The sequence below is a fragment of the Prosthecobacter sp. genome (genome assembly GCF_044222345.1).
In the GTDB taxonomy this organism is placed as follows: Bacteria; Verrucomicrobiota; Verrucomicrobiia; order Verrucomicrobiales; family Verrucomicrobiaceae; genus Prosthecobacter.
Genome location: NZ_JBGANL010000017.1, coordinates 71,640 through 96,802, shown reverse-complemented (window position 1 = coordinate 96,802; position 25,163 = coordinate 71,640). Strand labels below are relative to the sequence as shown.

Annotated in this window: 18 protein-coding genes; 6 read left to right on the top strand and 12 right to left on the bottom strand. The window is 61.9% G+C overall.

Annotated elements, in window-relative coordinates:
- Nucleotides 1-256: 256 nt before the first annotated feature.
- The 8 genes from ACILSL_RS11505 to ACILSL_RS11470 form a co-directional block, all read right to left on the bottom strand.
- Entirely contained in the window at nt 257-664 is a 408-nt protein-coding gene (locus ACILSL_RS11505; RefSeq protein WP_395732176.1) for a DoxX family protein, read from the bottom strand.
- Between the two features lie 495 nt (nt 665-1,159).
- The gene (locus ACILSL_RS11500) at nt 1,160-4,006 is read right to left on the bottom strand and encodes a valine--tRNA ligase (RefSeq protein ID WP_395732175.1); all 2,847 of its coding nucleotides are present in this window, start codon (nt 4,004-4,006) and stop codon (nt 1,160-1,162) included.
- Between the two features lie 216 nt (nt 4,007-4,222).
- Nucleotides 4,223-4,420 (bottom strand): hypothetical protein, encoded by a 198-nt coding sequence (locus ACILSL_RS11495; protein ID WP_395732174.1) that lies wholly within the window; start codon nt 4,418-4,420, stop codon nt 4,223-4,225.
- A gap of 8 nt (nt 4,421-4,428) precedes the next feature.
- A complete protein-coding gene (locus tag ACILSL_RS11490; protein WP_395732173.1) occupies nt 4,429-4,890 on the bottom strand; it encodes a hypothetical protein in 462 nt (153 codons plus the stop codon).
- Nucleotides 4,891-5,222: 332 nt separating this feature from the next.
- Complete coding sequence (locus tag ACILSL_RS11485; protein ID WP_395732172.1) at nt 5,223-6,095, bottom strand: ABC transporter ATP-binding protein; 873 nt, start codon at nt 6,093-6,095, stop codon at nt 5,223-5,225.
- 4 nt (nt 6,096-6,099) lie between these two features.
- On the bottom strand, nt 6,100-7,410 hold the full coding sequence (locus ACILSL_RS11480; RefSeq protein WP_395732171.1) for a hypothetical protein: 1,311 nt from the start codon (nt 7,408-7,410) through the stop codon (nt 6,100-6,102).
- Nucleotides 7,407-9,527 (bottom strand): ABC transporter substrate-binding protein, encoded by a 2,121-nt coding sequence (locus tag ACILSL_RS11475; protein WP_395732170.1) that lies wholly within the window; start codon nt 9,525-9,527, stop codon nt 7,407-7,409. Before ACILSL_RS11475 ends, ACILSL_RS11480 begins: the two co-directional genes overlap by 4 nt.
- Nucleotides 9,528-9,572: 45 nt before the next feature.
- A complete protein-coding gene (locus tag ACILSL_RS11470) occupies nt 9,573-11,189 on the bottom strand; it encodes a formate--tetrahydrofolate ligase (protein ID WP_395732169.1) in 1,617 nt (538 codons plus the stop codon).
- Nucleotides 11,190-11,369: 180 nt separating this feature from the next.
- On the opposite strand from ACILSL_RS11470, the gene ACILSL_RS11465 reads away from it, so the two are divergent.
- From ACILSL_RS11465 to ACILSL_RS11450, 4 genes are all read left to right on the top strand, one after another.
- Nucleotides 11,370-12,914 (top strand): serine hydrolase domain-containing protein, encoded by a 1,545-nt coding sequence (locus tag ACILSL_RS11465; RefSeq protein ID WP_395732168.1) that lies wholly within the window; start codon nt 11,370-11,372, stop codon nt 12,912-12,914.
- Between the two features lie 48 nt (nt 12,915-12,962).
- A complete protein-coding gene (locus tag ACILSL_RS11460) occupies nt 12,963-14,039 on the top strand; it encodes a putative zinc-binding metallopeptidase (RefSeq protein WP_395732167.1) in 1,077 nt (358 codons plus the stop codon).
- Between the two features lie 519 nt (nt 14,040-14,558).
- Nucleotides 14,559-16,100 (top strand): hypothetical protein, encoded by a 1,542-nt coding sequence (locus tag ACILSL_RS11455; RefSeq protein WP_395732166.1) that lies wholly within the window; start codon nt 14,559-14,561, stop codon nt 16,098-16,100.
- 30 nt (nt 16,101-16,130) lie between these two features.
- On the top strand, nt 16,131-18,908 hold the full coding sequence (locus ACILSL_RS11450) for a TIR domain-containing protein (RefSeq protein WP_395732165.1): 2,778 nt from the start codon (nt 16,131-16,133) through the stop codon (nt 18,906-18,908).
- Nucleotides 18,909-18,940: 32 nt separating this feature from the next.
- Here ACILSL_RS11450 and ACILSL_RS11445 read toward each other — a convergent pair whose 3' ends face one another.
- The gene (locus ACILSL_RS11445) at nt 18,941-20,044 is read right to left on the bottom strand and encodes a patatin-like phospholipase family protein (RefSeq protein ID WP_395732164.1); all 1,104 of its coding nucleotides are present in this window, start codon (nt 20,042-20,044) and stop codon (nt 18,941-18,943) included.
- A gap of 177 nt (nt 20,045-20,221) precedes the next feature.
- On the bottom strand, nt 20,222-21,625 hold the full coding sequence (gene ahcY, locus ACILSL_RS11440) for an adenosylhomocysteinase (protein WP_395732163.1): 1,404 nt from the start codon (nt 21,623-21,625) through the stop codon (nt 20,222-20,224).
- 141 nt (nt 21,626-21,766) lie between these two features.
- On the opposite strand from ahcY, the gene ACILSL_RS11435 reads away from it, so the two are divergent.
- Both ACILSL_RS11435 and ACILSL_RS11430 read left to right on the top strand, forming a co-directional pair.
- The gene (locus ACILSL_RS11435; RefSeq protein ID WP_395732162.1) at nt 21,767-22,405 is read left to right on the top strand and encodes a DUF1080 domain-containing protein; all 639 of its coding nucleotides are present in this window, start codon (nt 21,767-21,769) and stop codon (nt 22,403-22,405) included.
- 37 nt (nt 22,406-22,442) lie between these two features.
- Nucleotides 22,443-23,873 (top strand): sulfatase, encoded by a 1,431-nt coding sequence (locus ACILSL_RS11430; protein WP_395732161.1) that lies wholly within the window; start codon nt 22,443-22,445, stop codon nt 23,871-23,873.
- A gap of 137 nt (nt 23,874-24,010) precedes the next feature.
- Here the strand turns inward: ACILSL_RS11430 and ACILSL_RS11425 are convergent, their stop codons facing one another.
- The gene (locus ACILSL_RS11425) at nt 24,011-24,445 is read right to left on the bottom strand and encodes a DUF420 domain-containing protein (RefSeq protein ID WP_395732160.1); all 435 of its coding nucleotides are present in this window, start codon (nt 24,443-24,445) and stop codon (nt 24,011-24,013) included.
- Between the two features lie 3 nt (nt 24,446-24,448).
- A complete protein-coding gene (locus ACILSL_RS11420; RefSeq protein WP_395732159.1) occupies nt 24,449-25,159 on the bottom strand; it encodes an SCO family protein in 711 nt (236 codons plus the stop codon).
- Nucleotides 25,160-25,163: the final 4 nt, after the last annotated feature.

The following is a 25,163-nucleotide window of genomic DNA, read 5'->3' as shown; positions in this document are numbered from 1 at the left end:
GGTGACGGTTCACCGCCTGCCAGGGAATGCAAGAAAAGATGGGTGGCGGCGGAGCTTCATGCCAGGTGATCGGCATGCTTTTCATTGCTTTATGGACGGCGGACCTTTTTTGGAGCCTGCGATGCTGCAGACCCGAAATTTGGGACCCGCAGCAGCGGTTCCCTACCGGCGCTGGGTGGCGCGAGCGGGGAGGGTTGTTGCTACGCGCTGGTGGACGGGCGGGCTGTCGCCACGCCCATCCTACGGGCCAGAGCTTTTATGCGCGGTCCACGGAGAACTTGCCGGCGCCGGTGAAGAGGAGGGTGACGTAGGCGAAGAGGTAGACGAGGGCGAGCTCGCCGCTGTGCTCACCTGTGAGCGCCATTTTATGCACTATGAAGAAGGCGGTGCTCATGGTGATGGCCAGCATGAGAGATGCGAAACGGGTGAAGAGGCCGAGGATGAGAAGCGCGGAGCAAACGACTTCTGCGAAGACGGCGAGGCTTGCGTTTACACTGGAGGACAGGCCAAAAAGCGCAGGGAATTTTGCGGCCGTAGCGGAGAAGTTCATCAGTTTTCCGCGGCCGTGAAGGAGGAGCATGGAGAGGCCGACTGAGAGGCGGAGGATGAGCAGGCCGAAGGAGGCAGACTTTGGCAGGAAGGAGAGGTGCAGGAGTTTGAGCATGGAGGTGTGTGTGTTTGGGTGGAGAGAGGCGCTGGATCATGGCGGCGCAGGCGATGTGCCGACAAGTTTAAAAGTTTGATGCCGGGGATGCCGGGAAGTGATGGTTGGTTTTTGAGCGGTGCTTGAGAAGCTGACGGCTGGCTTCATGGCGTGCCTTCTGCTTCTTTGCGGTGGTGGGCGGGATGGGACGAGGACAGGGCGGCGGGCCTTCGCACGGGCGCAGGGAAGAGCGCTGGATGCTGACGGAGTGCTGCGGAATGAATTCCGCGCTCCAAGGGCACTGGGCTTGTGGCGGCTTGAGGAGGAATTGAGGGTTGGAGGCTGTCGCAGGTGCGAATACTGCCCAGTATGGGCAGTTCTTAGCGGGCTCGACTGCCCAAAGCCGCACCCGGAGTGTGCGGCCCCCTTTGCTGACGCCTTTGAAGCCCTCCTCGGCAGATGAACGTCATGGGTTCATCTGCTCTAGTTCTCTACAGCCCGAACTACTTACTCTGGTCAGCCGAGGGCGGACATCATTTCTTTGAGCTTGGCGAGTTTCTCCTGCCAGTCGGTTTTGCGCTGCTGGTGCTCATCGAGCACTTTTTGCGGGACTTTGGAGGTGAATTTTTCGTCGGCGAGCTTGGCGGTGACTTTCTCCAGCTCGGATTCGACTTTGGCGACTTCTTTGCCGATGCGGGCGCGCTCGGCTTCGACGTCGATGAGGCCGTCGAGGGGGAGGTAGAGGGTGCCGAGCGGGGTGAGGGCGCTGGGGGTGCCTTGGGTGGGAGCGAAGGAGGCATCGACATCGAGAGGCTCGGCGTTGAGGAGGATGCGGAGGACTTCGATTTCGTGAGCGGGAAGCTCTTGATTTGGCTTGAGGACGAAGCGGACGCGCTTGTTGATGTTGAAGGTGCTCTTCAAGCCGCGGCCGAGATTGACGGCTTCGTATTTGTCGTTCGCGGTTTTTTCGTCTTCGGGGAGGATGCCGAAGTAGGCGAGTTCGTCCGCGTCCAGAGGCTTGGGCCACTTGGCGACCATGATGGTTTTGCCGCCCTGGTCTGCGGGGAGGTCGGTGTTGAAGCCCATGCCGTGCCAGAGCTCTTCGGTGATGAAGGGCATAAAGGGATGGAAGAGGCGCAGGGTATGGCTGAGAACGAAGTCGATGACGGCCAAGGTGTTGGCTTTGCGTGCTTCATCGGTGCCTTGCAGCACGGCCTTGGAGGCCTCAATGTACCAGTCGCAGTACTCGCTCCAGAAGAAGCGGTAGAGCGTGGCGGTGGCATCGCTGAAGCGGTACTCTTCGAGGGCCGTGGTGACCTCTGCGATGGCGGTGTTGAGGCGGAGGAGGATCCACTTGTCGTCGCTGCTGAGAAGGGCGGCGCTGATCTCGGTCTCGGTGGTGCCGCCCTGCATCTGGCGGAAGCGTGCGGCGTTCCAGAGCTTGGTGCAGAAGTTGCGGCCGAGTTCGACGTTCTTTTCATCGAAGGCGATGTCCTGGCCCAGCGGGGCACTGCGCATGATGCCGAAGCGGAGGGCATCGGCGCTGTAGGTGGCGATGAGCTCCAGAGGATCGGGGGAATTGCCGAGGGACTTGGACATTTTGCGCCCCTGCTTGTCGCGGATGATGCCGGTGAAATAGACGTTTTTGAAGGGGAGTTCGCCCATCCATTCGTAGCCGGCCATGATCATGCGGGCGACCCAGAAGAAGATGATGTCTGGGCCGGTGACGAGATCGGTGGTGGGGTAGAAGGCGCGGAGTGTTGGATTGGTGGAGTCCTGTTCTTTGTTGCCGGTCCAGCCCATGGTGGCGAAGGGCCAGAGCCAGGAGGAGAACCAGGTGTCGAGGACGTCGGGGTCTTGGGTGAAGCCGAGGGCTTCAATTTCCTTGATGTAATTGGCTTGATCGGAATCGCTCGACTCGTCAGGAGCAACAGCCACGTAGATGACGACTGGTTTGTCGAGATTGTCGGGCCCAATCAGATCAGGATCAATTTTTTGAACGATGAAATCCTTCCGCTGTGCAGCGATTGCACAAACCTTTGCGTGGTCGCTATTGCATTCATTCGTCCAGCCAGAATGCTGCTTGCTCCACACGGGAATGCGGTGGCCCCACCAGACCTGGCGGCTGATGCACCAGTCTTGGAGGCCGGTCATCCAGTGGTCGTAGGTTTTGGCCCAGCGGTCGGGGTGGAATTTCATTTCGCCGCTGGCGACGACTTCCTGGGATTCTTTGACGCTCGGATACTTCAGGAACCACTGTTCGCTGAGGCGTGACTCGATGGGGACATCGGCACGCTCGGAGAAGCCGAGGTTGTTTTGATAGGGCTCTTCTTTGACGAGGCTGCCGATTTCAGTGAGGAGCTCGGCGGCGCGTTTGCGGGCGGCGAAGCGCTCCATGCCGGCTAGGTCTTTGCCGGCGAGGTCATTGAGCACGCCATTGGGGTGCATGACGTCGATGACGGGAAGCTTGTGGCGCTGGCCGATTTCGAAGTCGGCTTTGTCGTGCGCGGGGGTGACTTTGAGGACGCCGGTGCCGAAGGTGAAATCGACGTGCTCGTCGGCGATAATGGGGAGGAGTTCTTGATTCTCGAGGGGCAGCGGGCGGCGGACGTGCTTGCCGATGAGATGGGTGTAGCGCTCGTCCTTCGGATTCACGGCGATGGCGGTGTCGCCAGGGATGACTTCGGGGCGGGTGGTGGCGATGGTGAGCCAGGTGCCGGGTTCTTCGACCACTTCGACTTTGAAGTGGTACATGATGGCGTTCTGGGGCTTCATGACGACCTCTTCATCGCTGAGGGCGGTGAGGGAGGAGGGGCACCAGTTGACCATGCGCTTGCCACGGTAGATGAGGCCCTTTTTGTAGAGATCGACGAACACGCGCATGACGCAGGCGTTGTAGTCGTCGTCGAAGGTGAAGCGCTCGCGGCTCCAGTCGCAGGAGGCACCGAGTTTTTTGAGCTGCTCGATGATGATGCCGCCGTGCTTTTCCTTCCACTCCCAGATTTTGGCGACGAGGCCTTCGCGGCCGAGGTCATCGCGGTGCTTGATGACGCCCTGTTTTTTGAGGGTCTTTTCGACGACGTTCTGGGTGGCGATGCCAGCGTGGTCGGTGCCGGGGAGCCAGAGGACTTCTTTCCCGAGCATGCGGGCGCGGCGGGCGAGGATGTCCTGAATGGTGTTGTTCAGGACGTGGCCGAGGGTGAGGATGCCCGTGACGTTGGGCGGGGGGATGACGATGGAGTAGGCCGGGCGGGTCTCGCTCACGCGAGCGGGGTCGGCTTCAAAGCATTTGTCATCCAGCCAGCGCTGATACCAGCGGGCTTCGACTTCCGCGGGTGTGTAGGTCTTGTCGAGTTCGGGCATAAAGGGCGGCCAAGATGGGGGAAAGCGGCCGCTTTGCAAATGGGGAGGCGTTTCTTACCTGACACAGGGGGGCGGAGCTGACAGGCGAGATGGATTCACGAGACGTTCGGCGGAGGCTTGGGGACAAGCCTCCCTACCCTGCGCTGGGTGTGCGGAGTGATGGGGGGATGGGCACGCTGGCGGACGAGCGGGCTGTCGCCACACTCATCCCACTTTCTAGCGCATGGGCATGGAGAGGGGGCCCATGGGGGGCATTTCGGGGCGGGGGTCGCGGATGTTGTCGGGGACGGTGTGGGTGCGGCGGGCTTCTTCCTGCATTTCACGCTCGGTTTTGGGGGGTGATTTGTCGGTCAGAACGCTGCATGCGGGGAGCAGAGCTGCCGTGAGGAGGATCAGGGTGGTGGTGTGTTTCATAAAAGGGATCACTTGGGGAGCCGGGCGTTCAGATCTTCGACGTACTTGCGATCCGCTTCGCTGAGACGTGCGAGGGGCACCTCGACGGGTTTTTGGCTGACCAGGAGGCGAATTTTGCCCTCGCGGATGAGGGTGGGCTTTTCGGGCAGTTTGGGAGGCGTAGCTTTGCCTGCGGCTTCGCGGGCGGCGGCGGGAGTGGCGGCTTCGAATTCGATCACGGCATCTTCAAAGATGATGATGGTGCCGAGCAGGGATTTGCCATCGGTGCTCTTCCACTGGCGGGGCTCGCCGAGGATGAAGTAGGAGGTGAGCCGGGTCTTGGTGGGCGGCGCGGTGTTGTTGACACTGACTCCGGTGGTGCCGCCGCTGCCATTGATGGTGCGGGTGTCAAACTTCTTGCCGGTGGTGGGCAGGACCACCTGGGCGCCAAGGGGTGCCGTCATCGCAAGGAGGATGAGCCAGGCTTTCATGGCGGGAGGCTACCATGGGCCTATGGTGGGGTGCAATGGGGATTGTGAGGCCTGATTTTACAACGCAGAGTTTAGAAGACCGCAGAGATGATGTCTGGAGACCGCGCCAGCCCTGTGGGAAGGCTACTGCTGCCGGAGATATGCGAGAGGAGTTTTCGTGAGTCCTGGGCTGTTGGAAACTTCTCGCATACCTCCGGCATGCGTCCTTGAGAAGAGGCGGTGCGTGTGACAGGTCCGGTGGTTCTCGCTCGCCAAGCCTCGCTTCACCACCGGCTAATTTCTTTGCTCCCTCCGGGAGCTCAAGCCAGTGTTGCTCTAGCGGTATGACGCGATTACGCGTCCAATGCGGTGTAGTCGATGGCCTTGAGGCGGGGCTGTTTGGGGCCCATGCGAGGGACGCAGGCAAGGAGGGCCTTGGTGTAGGGGTGCTGCGGATTGCGCAGGACTTCATCGACGGGGCCGGTTTCGACGATCTCGCCACGGAACATGACGGCGACGCGGTCCACGACGCTGCGGATGATGCCGAGATTGTGGGTGATGAGAATGATGGACATGTCGAGATCCCGGCGGAGCTGGGCGAGGAGGTCCATGATCTGTTTTTGAATGGTGACGTCGAGCGCGGTGGTGGGCTCGTCGGCGATGAGGAGCTGGGGCTGGGTGCAGAGGGCCATGGCGATCATGACGCGCTGCTGCATGCCGCCGCTGAGTTCGTGCGGGTAGGCGTGGAGACGCTTGCGGGAATCGACGATGCCGACTTTGTCGAGCCACTTGACGATTTCGTCATCGCGTCCGGCCTTGGAGACATCGGGGCGATGCAGGGCGAGGGCCTCGCCGATCTGGGTGCGGATGGTGAGGACGGGATTGAGCGAGGTGGTGGGCTCCTGGAAGATGTAGGCGATTTCTTTGCCACGGATGGCGCGAAGCTCGCGCTCGTTCATCTCGAGGATTTCGTGGCCGTTGAGCGTCATCTGCCGTGCGGTGATTTTGGCGGGCGGCTCGGGGAGGAGGCGGGCGAAGGAGAGTGCGGTGGCGCTTTTGCCGCTGCCGCTTTCACCGACGAGGGCGATGGATTCACCGCGTTTGAGCTCAAGGCTGATGCCTTTGACGGCTTTGGTGGGCGCGGCGTCATGGCGGCTGAATTCGATCTGCAGATCGCGGATGCAGAGCAGCGGGGCATCTTTGGGAGAAGTGGCTTCGGCGGACATGGGCTCAGGAGAGTCGAGGTTGCAGGATGCGGCTGACTTGGATCAAACACAAGGCGGCAAGAGCGATGCAAGCGCCGGACTGGAGCAGCGCGGTGGGATCTACCAGCGTCTGCATGGCGGACTGCGCCGAGGCGATGGCCAGGGGGCGGTAGATGTTGGCAAGCGGTGCGCTCAACGCATCGATCAACCGGGGCAGCAGGGCGCAGGCGGCGGCCATGCCCAGCAGGGTGTGTGCAAGCACGGTGCACAGCCAGGCTGTGAGCATGCGAAAGAGGATGAACGCGATGTGACTGCGCCAGATCATGGAGTCCGTAGCGCCGCAGACGCGGGCGGCGTCTATGGGCAGCTTGGCCTCGATGCGGTTCCATGCCTGATGCCAGCTGGCGCTGCCGGAAAGGAGCATGGCCGTCCAGAGAATGGCCCATGAGAAGAAGGACGCAGGAAGCAGGGCCAGGATGCCAAGCGCCCAGAGCAGCCAAGGCTGCCAAGCGAGCGTGGCCACGAAGCCGTCGGCGGATTTCAGCCTGCCCGGCAGCAGGTGCAGACAGGTGCCCAGGAGCGCCAGCATGGCTCCGGCGCTGGCGAATCCGAGGGCGATGCCGGGGGCGTCAGCGGCACGGAGGCTTTGGGCCATCCTGCCTCCCCAGCCCATGAAGTGAAGCGCGTCTTCGATGACGATGAGATAAACCGGCGCGACGAGGCACAGCGCCTGCAGGTGCACCCGCAGCAGTGGCAGCAACTGACTGAGATGATGGAGCCAGAGCCGCGATGATTTGGGGACGCCACGAGCGCGCAGTGAGAAATCGAGATCCAAAACGGCCCTGCCTTCCATGATGACCGCGTGGATCATTTCACCGCACAGAGGCAGAGCCAGGATCAAGGACGGGGCCAGATATTCCCAGAGGGCATGTGCGAGCAGCACCTGCCGGGAGTCCTGACCATCCGGGAACTGGGCTGGCATCAGCGACTCGACCGGCCAGCCCATGCGACCGATCCAGCCGCCGATGAAGCCCCAGACCAGGACCACGACGGGCACAAACGCGAGCGCACGGCCCAGCAGCGCGATGAAGCGCTCCATGCGCGGACCCATCTGCCGGGCGAGCAGCCCGACGAAGACTCCGATGCAGAGCGCCAGCGGCAGCGCGATGGCGAGCATGACCAGACTGGAGCCGCAGCGCGCCCAGATGTCTGCAGAGGGGGCCGCCGAAGTGTGACGTCTCAAGAGCAACACTGCACCTGCGGCGATCATGCCGCCGGGCAGGAGGCGCAATGGCAGCCACCGTGGCGGCAGTGAGAAGGACTGCAGACTGATCATTCCGGAAGACGCATTTGGAGTTTGCTGATGGGGCTGGCCGGTGGTTTGGGCCGCTGCACCTCCGGCTCTTCATCACGGGAGCGCAGCTGGAGCTTGATTGCCGGAGCTGGCTGCGCGTGCTTGGGTGGGAGCATGAGATTTTGCAGGGTCCAGCCGGAGACCGGACCGCCCGTGGAACCCTGTGCATGGAGGGTGGGCATGGCAGCAGCTTCGTCATGGGTGGTGAACAAGGTGAGCATGGGATGAAGCGGAAGCAGCCTGGATTCCAGCTCCCGCACGCGCTTAGGCACCTGCGCGGGATCGAATTCAGCGGAGAGCGCTTCGAGGATGAGATCGATCTGCGGATCAGCAATGCCGCAGAAATTGCTGCCGCCCGTTTTGGCCTGCGCGGAGTGCCACCAGGGCAGCTGGTCCCAGGAAACCTCGAAGCGCTGGTCGAGCAGAACGGCATCAAAGCGGTGCTCATGCAGGCGCTGGGAGAGAGATTGTGCGTCCGGGGCGTGCTCGATCTTCACCTCCACTCCAAGCCGGCGCCACTGGGCCACGAGCAGGTCTGCCGTGCGTGTGTGCAGAGTGTCGCCACCGGGCACGAGCAGCGTGAACTGAAACGGATGCCCTGCCGTGCGTGCGACGCCTTTGTCATCGTGCGTCCAGCCTGCCTTGGTGAGGATCTGCCGCGCCTGCTCCAACTGAAACGGCTGGCTCTTGGCGCTCGTGCTGAACCAGAGGCCGGGAGCGAACAAGCTGGCATCCACGTGGCCGAGCCGCCCTGGCAGCGCACGAATGAGTTCATCCGTGTCCGTGGCCAGGGCCAGCGCCTCACGGCAGCGCTCATGCTGCAGAATTTCATGGCGGGTGTTCCAAAGCACGACCAGGCGCTGCCGCGGCGGGGTGAAGCGCAGCTGTTCCAACTGTGTGCGATCGGCCGCAGGCCATACCAGATCCACGGTCTGAGTGCGCATGCCAATCTGCGTCACCAACGGTGAGGCGGAGAAATTGAACAAGAATCCCGGCACCGATTTGTCCTCATGCACAGGCTTGAGCAGAAGCGAACGGGTGTCGCGCGAAGCGATGCGGTGGGTGCCCGCCCCTGGCGGTGACTGGTGCGTGAAATCAGAATCCTGCGCTGCCGGATGAGCACGCAGCCACTCAGCGGGCAGGACGGGCAGATTGACGAAGACGCAGAGGGCGGTGCCCTGACGGCGGCGGAAGGACACGTGCAAACGGGAGCCGTTGTTCTGCGACTCCAGTGTCTGGATGTTGCTGAGGGCTTCACGATTCGGCAGCGGCCAGTCATTGGCGCGCAGGAATTCGAGAGTCGCTTTGGCATCTTCTGCCGTCGCGGGTTTGCCATCATGCCAGAGCTGGCCGGGGCGGATGTCGAGATCGAGCACGGGCTCGCTCAAGGCACCGACTTCGGCGAGCGGACTGATGGCCGCCGGTTCTTCGCTGCTGATGTCCAGGAAACGGTGCAGGTCTTCGAGCAGCCGGTGCGAATCCCCCGCCACGACGATCTCACAGGCGTTTGCCCCATCGAACCAGACGTGCTGGATCAGGCCCGCCTGCGAGGAGCCTGCCATGAAGAGGTCCCATGACTTGCGCAGCGGGGTGCGGCGCTCGATGCGCCAGAATACGACGGGCTTGAGATCCAGCCCGGCGACGACTTCGAATGCCTGACGGACACCTGCGGAGTTGGGCTCGGAGAAGCTCAGCAACAGCCGGTTTTGCAGGACGCGGGCGGAGCTGAGATGCCACTCGGCCCAGCGGTTTTTTTCACCGATCTGGGCTTGAAGCAGCTCCTGCGCGCGTTTGGCGGTCGCTTCATCCGCAAACCAGCAGGTCACGTCCTGCGTCCAGCGCCAGAACTCCGCCAGTCCGGGCTGCAAGGTGCCGTCTGGGCCCAGACGGATCAGGGGCTCATGCACGAGATCTGTGATCTCGCGCTCAATCTCCGTCGCGGGGAGAAAAGGATTCAGGGCCGGCTCCTTCTGCGACAGCATGACAACCACACCGCCGGTACGACCGGTGCGGCTGAGTTTGGACACATGCACCGCCCATGCAGCCACTGCCGCAATGAGCAACGGAAAACCAATGATGAACGTGCGGGCCAAAATCATGCGCAGTGCAAGCTAGAGCGTGCGCCCCGTGACGGCAAGACATCGCTAAATGCCGCTCATGATGCCGTCATCGGTGACCTGGATGCGCTCGGCGGCGGGGATCTTCGGCAGGGCGGGCATGCGCATCATGGTTCCTGTCAGGGCGACGAGGAATCCGGCGCCGTTGGCGATTTCGAAATCGCGCACGGTGATGGTGAAGCCGCGCGGGCGTCCGCGCTTTTTCGCATCATCGGAGAGGGAGTCCTGGGTCTTGGCCATGCAGAGGGGCAGTTTATCGAAGCCGCTGCGGGCAAACAGCGCCAGCTTGGCCCGCGCTTCCTCGGTGAGCAGCACGCCGTCTGCGCCGTAGATCTTGGTGGCGATGGCGGTGAGCTTGGTTTCGACGCTGTCTTCTGGCTGGTAGAGGAAGGGGAGCTGCGGGACTTCCGGAGTCAGAGCTGCGAGGACTTTTTCGGCGAGCTCGACGGCACCTGCCCCGCCTTCGCCAAAGACATTGGCCGTGGCACTGGGGACGCCGCGTGACTGGCAGAACTCATGCACCAGGGCGAGTTCGTCCGGGTGGTCGTTGGTGAACTGATTGACCGCGACGATGACGGGGCGCTGGAACTGCGCGGCGCTGTCGAGGTGTGCTGCGAGATTTTCCAGCCCGCGGCTCAGGGCGGCGGTGTCGGTCTGCGTGAGCTGGTCCAAGGCGGCTCCGCCGTGCATCTTGAGCGCACGCACGGTGGCGACGATGACAATGGCGGCAGGCGCGAGACCGCTTTGACGGCACTTGATGTGCATGAATTTTTCCCCGCCGAGATCGAAGGCGAATCCGGCCTCGGTGACGGCGAAGTCGGCATGGGCGAGGGCCATGCGGGTGGCGAGCACGGAATTGCAGCCGTGGGCGATGTTGGCAAAGGGGCCGCCGTGGAGGAAGGCGGGCACGCCTTCGACGCTCTGCACCAGATTGGGAGGAAGCGCCTCGCGCAGCAGAGCCATCATGGCGCCGGTGACGCGAAATTCTTTGGCATAGACGGGATCTCCCTCGGCGGTGAAGCCGACGACGATGCGTTCGAGACGATGGCGCAGATCCGGCAGGGACTCGGCGAGGCACATGATGGCCATGATCTCGGAGGCGGCGGTGATGTCGAAACCGGTGACGCGTTCCGTGGGTTTGCCGACGGCGGTGCGCACGATGCGCAGCGCACGGTCGTTCATGTCCATGACACGTTTCCACAGCACGCGGTCCGGAGAGAGCCGCGTTTCACCGAGGAAGAGCTGGTTGTCGATCACGGCGGAGAGCAGGTTGTGCGCGCAGGTGATGGCGTGGAAGTCGCCGGTGAAGTGCAGATTGATGGAATGCGCGGGCAGCACGGTGCTTTTACCGCCGCCAGTGGCGCCGCCTTTACGGCCGAACACCGGGCCCATGGAAGGCTGGCGCAGTGCCAGGGCCACGCTTTGCCCGATCTTCTTCAAACCTTGCGAGAGACCGATGGAGACGGTGGTTTTACCCTCGCCCGCCGGTGTGGGGGTGATGGCGGAGACGAGGATCAGTTTTCCGCGCTGCGGCTTGTTGTGCAGGGCCTTGAGGCTGACTTTGGCCATGTGTCGGCCGTGCAGAATGAGATGCTCTGGCGCGATGCCAAGATCTGCGGCGATGGGGGAGATGTCCGGATGCATGCGGGATGGAAGCGTGCAGAATGGCAAGGGCTGGTGTGAAGCAAAGGATTTTCCTGCGAAAGACCCGGCCCAAACAGCGCTGGAAGTCCTGCGCCATGAAACGCACAAGCAATGCCAGCCTATTTCGCGAGCCTCAATAATTGGGTGCCATTCATGCGGGACTCATTGTAATCTCTCCGCATGACCACCTCACGCCGCACCTTTCTTCGCACCGCCAGCCTTGCACCCTTCAGCCTGTGGATTCCGCGGGCTTTCTCCGAGGAGACAACGCTCCAGCTCGCACGCAGCGTGCCGGAGGAGCAGGGTGTCACCGCCACAGGCATTCTTGATTTCATTGACGCCATCGAGCGGGAGAAGTTTGAACTGCACAGCTTCATGATGCTGCGGCATGGCAAGGTGATTGCGGAAGGGTGGTGGAAGCCGTATGGGCCGGAATTCGTGCACACGATGTACTCGATGAGCAAGAGCTTCACCTCCACGGCGGTGGGCTTTGCGGTGGCCGAAGGGAAGCTGAGCGTGGAGGACAAGGTGGTGTCGTTTTTTGCGGATGACCTGCCGGCGACGATCAGCGAGAACCTGGCGGCGATGCGGGTGAAGGATCTGCTGACGATGTCCACCGGCAATGAGAAGGAGCCGACGGGCGTGATGGTCAAAGAAGAGAACTGGGCGCGGACGTTTCTGGCGCAGAACATCGCGCACAAGCCGGGGACGCAGTTCATGTACAACAGCGCGGCGACGTACATGTGCTCGGCCATCGTGCAGCGGGTGACGCATCAAACGGTGCTGGACTACCTGACGCCGCGCTTGTTTGCGCCGCTGGGGATCAAGGGCATGAAATGGGAGACGTGTCCGCATGGCGTCAACACGGGCGGCTGGGGGCTGAGCATTCAGACGGAGGGGCTGGCGAAGTTTGGTCAGTTCCTGCTGCAAAAGGGCCAGTGGAACGGCAGGCAACTGCTGCCCGTCGCGTGGATTGAAGAGGCGACGCGCTTTCACATTCAGCAGCCGGGCGGAGACAAGAAGGACCGGCCCAAGGCGCAGAACGACTGGCTGCAGGGCTATGGCTACCAGTTCTGGCGCTGCCAGGGCACGGCCTTCCGTGGCGATGGCGCTTTTGGGCAGTTCACGATTGTTTTGCCGGAGCAGGATGCGGTGATCGTGATGACGAGCGAGAACAAAAACATGCAGGGCCAGCTGGATCTGGTGTGGAAGCATCTGCTGCCTGCGATCGATGCGAAATCACCCCAGGTGGCTGATCTGGGCAGGCTCAAGACCCTGGCACTGGCGCCGCAGCAGGGCAGCAAAACTTCACCGGCGGCGATCAGCAAGAAATTCAAGCTGGAGGCCAATGCACTGGGCCTCAACACCGCGGCATTCAGCTTTGGCGACGGGGTCTGCAGCTTTTCCGCCGATGACCATGCGATCACCTGCGGGCTTGAGTCCTGGCAGCGTGGCGAAGCGGCCTTCCCAGGAACGCCGCCGCGTCTGATCTCCGGCGGGATGCCGAAGAAGCCCCTGCCTTCCAAGATCGCCGCGAGCGCGGCGTGGACGGATGACCAAACGCTGGTGATGCAGTGGCGCTACTATGAGACACCGCACAGCGACAGGGTGACGTGCCAGTTTGACGGAGACAGTGTCACGATCAGTTTCCTGAACAGCATCACGGCGATGAATCCGAAGGCGAAGGATGCAAGGGCGCCGCTGAAGGGACGAGCAGCCGTGTGAACGAGCGCATGACAAATGCCCGGTCCGCGTCGAGGAGACACCCACGTCATGCAACGATTCACCTGTGAGTGCGGCAATGTGCTTTTCTTCGGCAGCTCGCGCTGTCTGAAGTGCAGCAGCGATGTGGGTTATGATCCGCAACGGGGGGCGATGCAACGTGTGCGGCCTGGCAGCACGATGAAGCGCTGTCTGAACGGCGTGAAGCACAATGTCTGCAACTGGCTGCTGCCGGCCAGCGCCACGGCGGTGCTCTGTGTGGCGTGCCGGATGAACCGCACGATCCCCGATCTGAGCGCGGACCGGAACCACATGCTGTGGGCGCGCATGGAGATGGCGAAACGGCGGCTGATTTACACGCTGCTGCGCCTGGGGATAGGCCTGCCTTCGAAAAAGGAAGATCCCAAGAACGGGCTGGCTTTTGACATCGTGAGCACGCTGGCCAATCCCACGGTGACGACGGGCCATCTCAATGGGGTGATCACGGTGAACCTGGAGGAGGCAGATGACAGCTACCGGCAGTTCAACCGGCAGCAGCTCGGGGAAAACAGCCGCACTTTGCTGGGACACTTCCGCCATGAGAGTGCGCACTACTTGTGGCAGCGGAATTTGTCGGAACTGGCATGGGATGATCCGCTGCGGCTGGCGTTTCGTGAACGTTTCGGGGATGAGTGGACTGACTACGCGGCGGCGCTCAGCACTTATTACAAAGACGGTGCGCCTGCCGACTGGGGGCAGAACTACATCTCCGCGTATGCCTGTTCGCATCCGTGGGAGGACTGGGCGGAGACCTGGGCGCATTATTTGCAGATCATCGACGGACTGGAGACCTGTGAGAGCCTGGGCATCCAGGTGCAGTTCATCGCGCTGCCGCTCGTCATCCTGCCGGTGGAGTCGGGAACGCTCCCGGCGGTGCTGCCTGCCATGCCTGCTGAGGATGGTGAATTTCTCGCGTGGCTGCAGCGGTGGATGTGCCTCTCCACGGTGCTTAACGAGATCTCACACAGCCTCGGTGAGCCGGCGCTGTACCCCTTCGTCATTTCGGTGAAAGCGGCCCAGAAGCTGCGCCTGGCACATCACTATGCGCAGGTGTGGGGTCTGGGTGGCAGGAAAACTGGCGAGGCGTGAAGAGAAGCTCCAGGCGGGGGCGCTGAGAATCTGGCTCAGCGTTGTGACGATGATCGCGGCGGTCATTACACAACGATGGCATCTCCCCTTTCCTGACAGCAGAATCCAAAATGTGCCAGCCACGGGTTGCAAGATGCATTCAGTTCAGCCACAGTCTCTACGCACCCAACAACACGCTCACCATTATGGCCAAAGGCAACAACGCTCACAAAAAGGAAGTCAAAAAGCCGAAGAAGGAAAAGCCCAAGCCCCTTCCTGCGGGCCGCAAGACCCACGGCTGATTTAAGGGACGTGCGGTGAATTTGCCGCTGCCTAGTGGCTGATTGAATGAGCCTCATTGCCAGTCACGGGCAATGAAACGAATACCCTGACCCGGTGCCAGCTTGTGATCGGGCGTCATCATCATGGCCGAGAATTGTGCGCAGCGCTGATTGATTCTGCAGGATAAAAATTCATGGCAGGTGAGAAACTGACGGGTCGGGCTTGCCAAGCTGCCTGGAGATTGCTTCCTGTGACCGTATGCTGAGAACTCGTTATCTGGCTGGCTTTTGCGGACATCGTGCCCACTTTTCGGAGGAGGCGGTCCGCCCCGCCCTGGCTGCCGCTTTGAAAAATCTACAGCAGCGCGCGGCAGAGACCGGAGGCGAGATCGAGCTGTATGCGAGCGCCGCTGAAGGCACTGACGTGGTCTGCCTTGAGGTGGCACGTGAACTGCACCTGCCCGTGCACGTGCTGCTCCCGCTGGTGGCAGGCGAGTTTGAGAAAGATTTTTCGACGCCGGCTGCGTGGGCGCGCTCCAAGGCCCAGATCGACCGTGCAGCGATGCTGCCGGGCAGGGATTCCCTGCGCGTAGTCGAGGGAGAGACAACTCGCCCCGAGTGCTATTTCAACCAGTCCATGGTCATGCTGGATGCGGTGGATGTGCTCATCGCGGTGTGGGATGGCAAGCCGGCGCGGGGACTCGGCGGCACGGCCGAGGTGGTGGCCCAAGCGCGTGCCATGGGCATTCCGGTGCTGCACATTCTGCCGCTGGACGGATCAGCCACGAAGGACGAGGGCTTTGATGAAGCCATCGAACGAGATGCGATTTTAGACGAACTCAATGACATCGCGAAGGCCAGCGAGGATGTCAGTGGACAGGAGGCTGCGACATCGAACGAACTGCAGCGACGTCTGGACGAGATTGCGATGAGCGAGGCGAAAAAGCTGCGGCCGTCGCTGGTGCGCATCATCCTTATTCATGGGGTCGCGGCGATCCTGGCGGCGCTGGTCACTTTCAAGGTGATGGACAAGGAGGCGCTGTGGGAGAAGTACAAATGGGCCATTTCACTGACAGAGCTGGGTCTGGTGAGCATGGCCTTATGGATGAACTACCGCCTGCGCCGCCGCCACGTGCGGGACCGGTGGATACGCTGCCGCTTTGCCTGTGAGCTGGTGCGCGGCCTGCGTGCGAGCGTGCCGCTGGTGGACCCGCTGCACCCTGCGACAGCCTGGCGTGATGAGGAGTGGCACCGCTTTGCCCTGAGTGCGGGGCTGCTGGTGCAGTCAGATCACACGCGCGCGAGCACGAAGGCGCAGCGTGACCACTACCTTTCCACCCGGCTGAGTGAGACACACCCGGACGGGCAGATACGCCACTACACCGAGATGAGCCCCGGGACGCTGTGGTGGTGGAGCTTTACGGGCAAGCTGGGAGACTGGTGTGCAAAACTGGCGCCGCCCTTTGTGCTAAGCTCTGTGCTCAACAAGCTGAGCAAGATCTGGCATGCACCCGATGGGTGGGAGCTGGAATACCACTTCATGACCTGGCTGGCCGTGGGATTTCTACCGATCGCCCTGCCGCTGACGGCGGGGGTGGCGGCCAGCCTGCACCACGCGTTGGACGCAGGACGGCGCAAGCAACGCTACCCGCAGATGGTGCGAGCCCTGCGCGGCATACGCTCTGCTCTCGAAGGGCTGGAAACGGAATCCACCATCCGCAGTGCGGTGGTGCGCAGCGAGGACATCCTGCAGGACGAGCTGCGCGAATGGCGCCATGCCATGAGCTCCAGCAAGCGTTGAGGTCCGCACAGCATCCCTTTTTTACATCTCATGCCTGATCCAGCATCTTCATCAAGAACAGACCTGTCTGCCGAGACAGCGAATGACCGCCTCAAACGCGAGTACTGGTGCTTCATCAGCTACCGGCATGCGGACAACAAGGAGCCAGGCCGCCAATGGGCCACCTGGCTGCACCAGACGCTGGAGACTTACGAGGTGCCTGCGGATTTGGTAGGAACGAAGAACCAGCGCGGCGATGTGATCCCGGAACGCATCTTCCCGGTGTTCCGCGACGAGGAGGAACTGCCGGCGGATGCGAGCCTTTCCACACCCATCGAAGCGGCGCTGCAGAACTCCCGCTTCCTGGTGGTGCTGTGCTCGCCAAACGCCGTGCGGAGCACGTTTGTGGCGGATGAAATTCTGCGCTTTAAACAACTGGGCAAACAGGACCGCATCCTGGCAGCCATCCTGTATGGCGAGCCGACCATGGCCACCAACATGGAGCGCGAGTGCTTTCCGAGACCGCTGCGGCACGCGATCGATGAGAACGGCCAGCTCATTGAAAAACTGGCGGAGCCCATCGCAGCGGATTTTCGACTGCATGATGGCGGGCAGGGGTGGACCTCGCCTGCGGCGTATCGGGATGTGCTGAAGGCCGCCAGGATGCCGGACAAGGCGGCGAACGAGCAGGTGAATGTGTACATGCGGCAGCAAAACCTGATGCTGCTGAAAATCGTGGCCGGTGTGCTGGGCGTTCCCTTGGGAGTGCTGACGGCGCGTGACAAGGCCTACCAGATCGAAAAACAGAAGCAGCGCGCCAAGGTGCTGCGCCGCTGGCTGACAGCGGTAAGCGGGCTGGCGGTGGCGGCGCTGATCGCAGGGGTGCTGGCGGTGCGCAATGCGAATGAAGCCAAGGCGCAGCGCGACCAGGTGACGGCGAAATCCCATGAGCTGTCAGACACACTGGGCATCGCTTATTTTCGTGAGGGAAGCGCCCGGCTGAAGGAGCGGCGTACGGCGCTGGAGGGTCTGGCGTATCTGTCACGGGCAGTGCGTGAGCATGCGCATGCCACCTCTGCACGCCGCCTGCTGACCTTCATGCAGCAGCGGGATGTGTGGATCTGTGAGGAGGTGGGAGCCGTGCCTGCGCCCCCTGCCCCTCCGGCCAAGGAGGAAGAAAAAATCGCAGTGCCCGCCTTTGTAACGCCACCGCCTCCCAACCCGGAGAACAAAGAGCCGGGAAAATTTGACCGTGTGGTCAAAGGGCCTAACGGCTTGGTCGCCGTATCGTGGTGCGAGGATGTGGAGTCGGATGAGGGGTCGAATCATGCCGGCGCAGGACTGCACCATTTCCGGGTGTGGGATGCGGCGGGGAAACCGCTGTGCGACTGGATCAAGGCCGATGCGGAGGCGGACTTCTGGGTGGGCAACATCAATCGAATGGTCTTTTCTCCGGACGGCACCTGGCTGGCCGTGGGGGTGGAGCGCTGGCGACAGCCGGAGTATCTGCAAATTTGGGACTTCCGTCGCGGCAGGCAGGTGGGCGAGACCCTGGTGGCCACGGGGCGGCACCCGAACTATCAGGGTGCTGTTTTCACGGCGGTGTCATTCACGCCGGAGAAGCAGAATGAGCAAGGAAGGAGCTGCACCTTCCTGGCGGGTTCATCACGCGGGGACGCGTACTGGCTGAGCATCACACGACCGCAAAATCCGGAGGATGAGGCTTACACAAATCAGGTGGCTGTGGTGCCGCACCATGCGGCGGTACGCGCCATGCAGCTCCTGCCGGGCACGGAAGAAACCTTTGTGACGGCTTCTGACGATGCGGAGGTGTGGTTCACGCCAGCGCCTGGCAATCTGCAAGGTGCAGGCGTGCCCGTGCTGAAGTTTGAGCAGCCTGTGGATAGCATTCAGGCGAGCACGGAAGGCGGTGTGATGCTGCAGGCAGGTGACAAGTTTCACCATGCCATCAAGGTGCCGGCGCAAGCGCTGGCCGGCAAGGCCGAGCCCCGCGCCCGCCTGAGCGCCTACACTGAGGAAGAGGACACCCAGGTGAATGTGAGCCGCAAGCTGACCGGGGAGCCGGAGACCGTCTTTCAAGGCAGCATGAACACCAAGATCTTGAACGTGCGCGCGCAGGAGGAGCCCACGGGCATCAGCGTGGACAGGGCCGATGGCGTGGTGAGCGCCTTTGTGCTGCAGGATGGCAAAGCCCGGCTGGTGGCCAACGGAATGGGCAGCGACATCGTGCTGGATCCCGAGCACGGCGCGCACCAGCAGACGCTGCGCGGCCTGGTGGCAGACCTGCGGGCGGTGGGCCGGGGAGACGCCGTGGTGGCGCTCACACGGCATTTTGAGTATCAGGTCTTTGACCTGGCCTCAGGCAAACCGCTGGCGAAGCCGCTGGATGAATCTGCCTTCTTCACCGAAGAGCATGCGGCTGACCAACTGGAGGCGGCGATGCTTTCGCCAGACCGCTCCACACTGCTAACCCGCAGCCTGCATTGGGAGCCGCCGAACGGCTCGCTCAACTGGACCATGCTGTGGGACTGCGCCTCTGGCGAGCCGCTCACGGACCGCCTCTTCCGCTGGGACAGCAATCTGGAAGAACCGGACATGACGCATGAGCCGCATCTCGATGACACAAACGCAAACGTGGAAGGTCTGCTGCTGCACCGCGCCAAGCCTGAGCTTTATCCCGTTCTCGCAGAGCTGGGCGAAGCCCTCTCCGGGCTGAAGCTGAATGCCGCCGGCGAGCTGCGCCCTGTGAAGCAGTCCCGGGCGCAGGTGCAGGAGCTGGTGCAGAAGATCGTGCAGATGACCCGCTGACCTGGGTGCTCTGCCAGCGGGGAGGGGTGCGGTCAGAGAATATGACCGAGCTGCACCTGCTCGCCGAATTTCTGACCTTCCTCGGTGAGGAAGCGGATCATACGGAGGTTGTCGAGGCTGAAGCCGCCGCCGTGGGCTTTTTCAGCGGCGAGCACTTCTGCACCACTGAACTCACGGTTGTAGCGTACGTAGCTGAACTGATCCAGACCGTGGATCTCGGTGGCCTCGCTGTCGATCGGGGCGCCGTGGAGCGTGCGGCCGAGGGTGCGGCAGAGCATGTCCTGCTCGCGTGAGATGGAGTCCATGAGGCCGGATGGCACGGTGGCGGCAAAGCTTAGATTTCCCAGAATGCGGCGCAGGAATGCGTTCAAGCGTGAACGGATCTGACCGGTGCCAATGGAGACGAGGTGCAGGCGGTCCACCCCGGTGGGCCAGCCCACGCGGTAGCAGGGCTGCGTGGCCATCAGGTAAGCGATGAGCGCGGGGTTGTTGTAGGCGGTGATGCCACCGTCCAAGAACTCGAAGTGCTGCTTGCCGAGGGTGATCTTCTCCGGCGGGAAATAGACGGGCGCAGCCGTGCTGGCACGCACGAGCTGCCAGAGCGGCAGGTTCAGATTGCACTCCTCGCTGGGGCTGCCGTCCGCGTTGATGCGCTGGTTGTAGAGGGCGTTGGGGTTGTTCGAAAGCGGCCAGGCGGAGCTGGTGGTGGCGTTTCGCATCACGATCAGCAGCAGGGTCTTCAGGCGCGAGGTGCCGAGCAACGCGGGCGTGCCGTCTTCCTCCACAAAGATGCTGCGCAGCATGTCCGCGATGTTGATGTCGCTAAATTTACCCCGGTGAAACTGCCACCACGGCGCGCGCGTGAACATGCGCTGCGCCTGCTCGGAGTAGAGGTGGCGGATGGCGTCCACTGGCATTCCCCAAGAGAGGAAGGTGGCAATGATAGCCCCCGTGCTGGTGCCGGAAATGAGGTCAAAATGATCCGCCAGCACCAGATCGTTTTTACCTGTGTGCTGCCGCAGCATTCCCTCCATGCGCGCAAGCACCTCAATGGTGAAAACGCCGCGGATGCCGCCGCCATCCAACGCCAGGATGCGGCGGCGAGGTTTGTCCTGGGAGAGATGGTCTGGACTCATGCGCGGATCTTTACGACGGGGGATGCCAAAAACAAATGGTTCACTGTTTCACCATGGTGAGATTGCCATGCGAATTGATCCGAAAAACAAAACGCGGCCGGCCTTTCGACCGTCCGCGCTTTGGGTTTTGGGGTGGGGTAATTGTTGTTGCGCCAGCTGCGGCGCAACTGGGCTACTTTAGTAGCGGTAGTGGTCGGTCTTGTAGGGGCCTTCGACGGGGACGCCGATGTAGTCGGCCTGATCCTTGGAGAGGACGGTGAGCTTCACACCGATCTTGGCGAGGTGGAGGCGGGCGACTTCTTCGTCGAGCTTCTTTGGAAGCACGGTCACGCCGACGGGGCGGGTGTCCTTGGTTTCCCAGAGTTCGATCTGAGCGAGGGTCTGGTTGGTGAAGCTGTTGCTCATCACGAAGCTCGGATGGCCGGTGGCGCAGCCGAGGTTCACAAGGCGGCCTTCAGCCAGCATGAAGATGCTGTTGCCAGCCGGGAAGGTGTACTTGTCCACCTGGGGCTTGATGTTGAGACGCTTGACGTCCGTGCGGGCGTTGAGCTTGTCGACCTGGATTTCGTTGTCGAAGTGGCCGATGTTGCAGACGATGGCCTGGTCCTTCATCTTCTCCATGTGCTCAAGGCGGATGATGTCCTTGTTGCCGGTGGTGGTGACGTAGATGTCTCCGGTGCCGAGGGTGTCTTCGATCGGCATCACGCGGTAGCCTTCCATGGCGGCCTGGAGGGCGCAGACGGGGTCGATTTCGGTGACGATGACCTGGGCGCCCATGCCGCGGAGAGCGGCGGCGCAGCCTTTGCCCACGTCGCCGTAGCCGCAAACGACGCCGACTTTGCCGGCGATCATGACGTCGGTGGCACGCTTGATGCCGTCGAGGAGGGATTCGCGGCAGCCGTAGAGGTTGTCGAACTTGGACTTGGTGACGCTGTCGTTCACGTTGATGGCGGGGAAGAGCAGCTTGCCCGCCTTGGCCATTTCATAGAGGCGATGCACGCCGGTGGTGGTCTCTTCGGAGACGCCCTTCAGGTCCTTGACGATCGTGTGGAAAATGCCGGGCTGGTTCTTGGCGATGTCCTTGAGGAGGTCCTTGATGACCTTCACTTCGTGGTTGTCGGAAGGAGTGTCGACCCACTTGTCGCCGTTTTCCATCTCATAGCCTTTGTGGATGAGGAGGGTGACGTCGCCACCGTCGTCGACGATGAGCTGCGGGCCTTTGTCTCCTGGGAAGATGATGGCCTTCCAGGTGCACCACCAGTATTCTTCGAGGGTCTCGCCCTTCCAGGCGAAGACAGGGGTGCCGGTGGCGGCGATGCCAGCGGCGGCGTGATCCTGAGTGGAGAAGATGTTGCAGGAGGCCCAGCGGACATCCGCACCGAGTTCCTTCAGGGTCTCAATGAGCACGCCGGTCTGGATGGTCATGTGCAGGGAGCCGGTGATGCGGACGCCTGCGAGGGGCTTCTTGGGGCCGTATTTCTCGCGGGTGGCCATGAGGCCGGGCATTTCGCTCTCGGCGATGTCGAGTTCTTTGCGGCCGAAGTCGGCGAGGGCGATGTCTTTTACTTTATAGTCGGACATGAGGTGTGGGTGTCGTGGGTTCAGGTTAGGGTGAAATGGAACGGATCAACGTATCAGGATACGTTGATATGTTCCAAATGGATGCCGTGATGTCAAACGGGGATTTATCCGGCTGAGAAGGACCGTTTGAAGCTGACCACCATGAAACTTGCCTCCCTCTTTGCCTGCCTTTGCCTTGCTGCCTCTCTCCACGCTGAAGATCTTCACCCTGCGGCGGATGCGGCGGGTTTTGTCCCGCTCTTCAATGGCAAGGATCTCGCGGGCTGGAAAACGACGGGGAACTGGCTCGTGGAGGCTGATGGCAGTGTCTCGCTGCACCCGCGTGAGGGCGAGAAGGGCTGGCAGCGGTATGATGCCTACATCGCCACCGAGAAACTGTACGGCGACTTCGTGCTGGACCTGGAATTCAAGATCAACGCCAAGGGCAACAGCGGGGTGTTCATGCGCGTGGGCGACATGAAGGAGCCGGTGAAGACGGGATTTGAGGTGCAAATTCTCGACACCTACGGTCTCGAAAAACCGGGGCATCATGACTGCGGCGGAATCGTGGGTGGCATCGGCCCATCCAAGAACTTGGTGAAGCCTGCTGGGGAGTGGAACCGGTACACGATCACGGTCAAAGGGCGGAGTGTGAAGGTGGTGTTCAATGGGGAGCAGGTCATCGATGCTAGCCTGGATGACATCAAGATGGCTGACAGGCCGAACGTGGGTCACATCGCTTTTCAGGACGAGGCGCTGCGTGTGTGGTATCGCAACGTGCGGATCAAGGAGCTGAAGTAGGCCGATAGGCGGGGGCCAGCGCAGCGTTTAGCGAGGCATGCGCCTGCCCCAGCCCGCCTTGAAACATCTGCTGCTGATTTTTTCATGCCTGCTGTGCACGGCATGGGACGTTTCTGCTGAAACGAAGCGTTCGAACGTACTGCTGCTCATGGCGGACGATCTGGCGGCGACGCTGAGCTGCTACGGTCATCCGCAGGCGAAGACGCCGAATCTTGATGCGCTGGCGAAGCGCAGCGTGCTGTTCAGCCGGGCTTACTGCCAGTTTCCGCACTGCAATCCATCACGCGCCTCGATGATGAGCGGCCTGCGACCGAACACAACGCGCGTCACGAACAACGAGGACAATCTGTACACGAACATTCCCGAGGTGCTGACGCTGCCGCGTCACTTCCGCAACAACGGCTATGCCACGGCGCGCTGCGGTAAAATTTTCCATCTCGGAGTGCCCACCGGGCTTGAAAGCATGGACGATCCGCAGGCGTGGGACTTTGGCACGCCGTTCAAAAGCGAGCTGCCGTACCCGCCGAAGCGGGAAAGCAGCGTCAAGGTGAAGACTGGCAAGAAGCAGGGGCTTGGATGGCAGGAAATCCCGGGTGATGATGATCAACTGGTGGATGGGAACTTCGCCAAAACGGCCATCGAATGGCTCGGGAGGCGCGACAAAGACAAACCGTTCTTTCTCGCGGTCGGATTTCATCGGCCCCACCTCCCGCTGGTGGCTCCGGCGAAGTATTTTGACATGTATCCGCCGGAGAGCATCACGCTGCCTGAAGCGCCTGCTGACGATGAGGCTGACATCCCTGCGCCAGCGCGCAATGGAGCCGTGCCGGGGTATGCGCTGACCGCCACGCCCGAGCAACGCCGTGCCGCGATCCGCGCGTACCTGGCCTGCCTGAGCTACGTGGATGCGCAGGCAGGACGATTGCTGGACGCGATCAAGGAGATGGGGCTGGATGACAACACGATCATTCTTTTCACCAGCGATCACGGCTGGCATCTGGGCGAGCATGGGTTATGGCACAAACGCAGCCTGTTTGAAGAATGCGCACGCGTGCCCTTCATCCTGCACACACCCGGCATGAAGACGGGCGGGCGGCAGAGCCAGGGCCTCGTGGAACTGCTGGATGTCTATCCCACCTTGTGTGAGCTCTGCGGAGTGCCTGCGCCCAAACAGGTGCAAGGGCTGAGTCTGCGCCCGTTGTTGAATGACCCGGCGGCGTCCGTGCATGCGGAGGCTTTTACGCAGGCGCGACGAGGTGCGAATGCTGAATTCTGGGGGCGCACGATCCGCACTGCGCGCTGGCGCTGCACGGAGTGGGATGAAGGCCGGAACGGCATCGAGCTGTATGATCACGACAAGGATCCGCAGGAGTACACGAACCTCGTGCATGATCCGCAGCATGCGGAGGTGCTGAAGGATCTGCGTTCACGGCTGGCGGATAAGCTGCCGCCCATCGCCAGGAGGTGATGGCGTGCTGCAGACACCTCTGGAGCCGGGCGCTTTGGAGAGTTTGCCTGGCCGTGTTCAGGGTCGTTTCGGCACGCCCTTCTTATCACCGATCCGCTTCGGTGACTCCGCCCACATGGCATCTGCTTCTCAACCTGTTATGCGCGGATGGGCGGGCCATACCAGACGTAGCACATCAGGTAGACGATGATGCCGGTGACCGAGACGTAGAGCCAGACGGGGACGGTCCATTTGGCGACGCGCTTGTGTTTGTCGAAGCGGCTGCGCAGGGCAGGGACGACGGTCATGATGATCATCGGGAGGCTGAGGATGGCCAGCGGGATATGCGTGAAGAGGATGGTGAAGTAGACCGGACGGGTGAGGCCGGTGCCGGCGAACTTCACGTGGCCTGCGTGGTAATGATAATAGAGGTAGCAGCCGAGGAAGGCGGTGGAGAAGAGCAGCGCGATGATCATGCTGACGATGTGCGGCTTCTTGTGGCCGAGCTTGATCATCGTCAGGCCGAGGATGATGTGCAGCAGGGCGCAGCCGTTGAAAATCGTGTAGAGCTTGGGGAGTTCGGTGACGTCCATGACTTATTTCGAGGCTGCGGGTACGTAGGGGGTCTTTTTCTGTTCGTTGAGGAGGTAGTGCAGGTCTTTGCGCAGCTTTTCGTCCCAGAATTTGGCGAATTCGGGGTCGGGATTCAGGATGTCCGCCAGACTGCGAACGTGACCGAGGTGGTCGATGACGGCGACGCGGAGGTCGTGGATGTATTTGTCATCCGGGGAAAGGCGGTCGGCCTCGGGCATGTCCTGCACGGGGCGGAACTGGGCCTGGCTGGTCATGAACTTGCGGACGGCGTCTTTCTCGCCGTTCACGAACCACCAGTTGGCGTCTTCCTTGATGCCGAGGCCGTCGGCGAATTTTTTCATCATTTCCGGGGTGTCGTCGGCGTCGAGGGTGAAGCTGACGAACTGAAGGCCGGGCTCGTTGGCGAATTCTGCCTGGAGGTTCTTGAGCTTGGCGATGACGGCAGCGCAGCCGCGGGGGCAGCGGGTGAAGACCCAGGAGATGACGAGGACCTTGCCCTTCAAGTCTTCGAGATGGACGGTCTTGCCGCTGCGCTCGGTGAGTTCGAGGTCTTTTTCGAGGCGGCCAAGGATCGCGGGGCGGTTCACGTCATTGTCGATGCGTGAGCGGTAGATGAGGTAGTTGTAAAAGACGACGAGGCCGAGGACGGCGATGATGACGGGCACCCAGATGGTCCAGGGGCTGAGCTTGGCTTTGGGGGGGGAATCGTTCATGGCG

Coding starts and splice junctions, on each gene's coding strand:
- ACILSL_RS11505 (WP_395732176.1), bottom strand. CDS start 664: ATGCTCAAACTCCTGCACCTCTCCTTCCTGCCAAAGTCTGCCTCCTTC.
- ACILSL_RS11500 (WP_395732175.1), bottom strand. CDS start 4,006: ATGCCCGAACTCGACAAGACCTACACACCCGCGGAAGTCGAAGCCCGC.
- ACILSL_RS11495 (WP_395732174.1), bottom strand. CDS start 4,420: ATGAAACACACCACCACCCTGATCCTCCTCACGGCAGCTCTGCTCCCC.
- ACILSL_RS11490 (WP_395732173.1), bottom strand. CDS start 4,890: ATGAAAGCCTGGCTCATCCTCCTTGCGATGACGGCACCCCTTGGCGCC.
- ACILSL_RS11485 (WP_395732172.1), bottom strand. CDS start 6,095: ATGTCCGCCGAAGCCACTTCTCCCAAAGATGCCCCGCTGCTCTGCATC.
- ACILSL_RS11480 (WP_395732171.1), bottom strand. CDS start 7,410: ATGATCAGTCTGCAGTCCTTCTCACTGCCGCCACGGTGGCTGCCATTG.
- ACILSL_RS11475 (WP_395732170.1), bottom strand. CDS start 9,527: ATGATTTTGGCCCGCACGTTCATCATTGGTTTTCCGTTGCTCATTGCG.
- ACILSL_RS11470 (WP_395732169.1), bottom strand. CDS start 11,189: ATGCATCCGGACATCTCCCCCATCGCCGCAGATCTTGGCATCGCGCCA.
- ACILSL_RS11465 (WP_395732168.1), top strand. CDS start 11,370: ATGACCACCTCACGCCGCACCTTTCTTCGCACCGCCAGCCTTGCACCC.
- ACILSL_RS11460 (WP_395732167.1), top strand. CDS start 12,963: ATGCAACGATTCACCTGTGAGTGCGGCAATGTGCTTTTCTTCGGCAGC.
- ACILSL_RS11455 (WP_395732166.1), top strand. CDS start 14,559: ATGCTGAGAACTCGTTATCTGGCTGGCTTTTGCGGACATCGTGCCCAC.
- ACILSL_RS11450 (WP_395732165.1), top strand. CDS start 16,131: ATGCCTGATCCAGCATCTTCATCAAGAACAGACCTGTCTGCCGAGACA.
- ACILSL_RS11445 (WP_395732164.1), bottom strand. CDS start 20,044: ATGAGTCCAGACCATCTCTCCCAGGACAAACCTCGCCGCCGCATCCTG.
- ahcY (WP_395732163.1), bottom strand. CDS start 21,625: ATGTCCGACTATAAAGTAAAAGACATCGCCCTCGCCGACTTCGGCCGC.
- ACILSL_RS11435 (WP_395732162.1), top strand. CDS start 21,767: ATGAAACTTGCCTCCCTCTTTGCCTGCCTTTGCCTTGCTGCCTCTCTC.
- ACILSL_RS11430 (WP_395732161.1), top strand. CDS start 22,443: ATGCGCCTGCCCCAGCCCGCCTTGAAACATCTGCTGCTGATTTTTTCA.
- ACILSL_RS11425 (WP_395732160.1), bottom strand. CDS start 24,445: ATGGACGTCACCGAACTCCCCAAGCTCTACACGATTTTCAACGGCTGC.
- ACILSL_RS11420 (WP_395732159.1), bottom strand. CDS start 25,159: ATGAACGATTCCCCCCCCAAAGCCAAGCTCAGCCCCTGGACCATCTGG.